The 793-nt window shown below is 36.6% G+C and carries 1 protein-coding gene; it reads right to left on the reverse strand.

What is annotated here, in order from left to right; translation table 11 throughout:
• Positions 1 to 669: transposase family protein (locus tag QM408_RS09300; protein ID WP_261150757.1), on the reverse strand; the 669-nt coding region annotated here is incomplete at its 3' end.
• Between the last annotated feature and the right edge of the window lie 124 nt (positions 670 to 793).

The following is a 793-nucleotide window of genomic DNA, read 5'->3' on the forward strand; positions in this document are numbered from 1 at the left end:
AAGCTGTTTAGCCAAGTCATAGTAAGGGCTAAACATATCCATAGTAATGATTTTCACCTGACAGCGCACGGCTCTATCGTAGCGAAGAAAGTGATTCCGGATGATAGCTTGTGTTCTTCCTTCAAGAACAGTGATGATATTAAGATTATCAAAATTTTGAGCAATAAAACTCATCTTTCCCTTAGTAAAGGCATACTCGTCCCAAGACATAATCTCAGGGAGGTACGAAAAATCAGGCTTAAAACGGAAGTCATTAAGCTTGCGAATAACAGTTGATGTTGAAATGGCTAACTGATGAGCAATATCGGTCATAGAAGTCTTTTCAATCAACTTTTGCGCAATTTTTTGGTTGATAATACGAGGAATTTGGTGATTCTTCTTGACGATAGAAGTTTCAGCGACCATCATTTTTGAACAGTGATAGCACTTGAAACGACGCTTTTTAAGTAGAATTCTAGTAGGCATACCAGTCGTTTCGAGGTAAGGGATCTTAGACGGTTTTTGAAAATCATATTTCTTCATTTGACTTCCGCACTCAGGGCAAGATGGAGCATTGTAGTCCAGTTTGGCGATGATTTCTTTGTGTGTATCCCTATTGATGATATCTATAAATTGGATATTAGGGTCTTTGATATCGAGTAGTTTTGTGATAAAATGTAATTGTTCCATATGAATCTTTCTAATGAGTTGTTTTGTCGCTTTTCATTATAGATCTTATGGGACTTTTTTTCTACAACAAAATAGGCTCCATAATATCCATAGGGGATTTACCCACTACAAATATTATAGAGCC

Origin of the sequence: Streptococcus mitis, from assembly GCF_047464965.1 — a bacterium.
In the GTDB taxonomy this organism is placed as follows: Bacteria; Bacillota; Bacilli; order Lactobacillales; family Streptococcaceae; genus Streptococcus; species Streptococcus mitis_DU.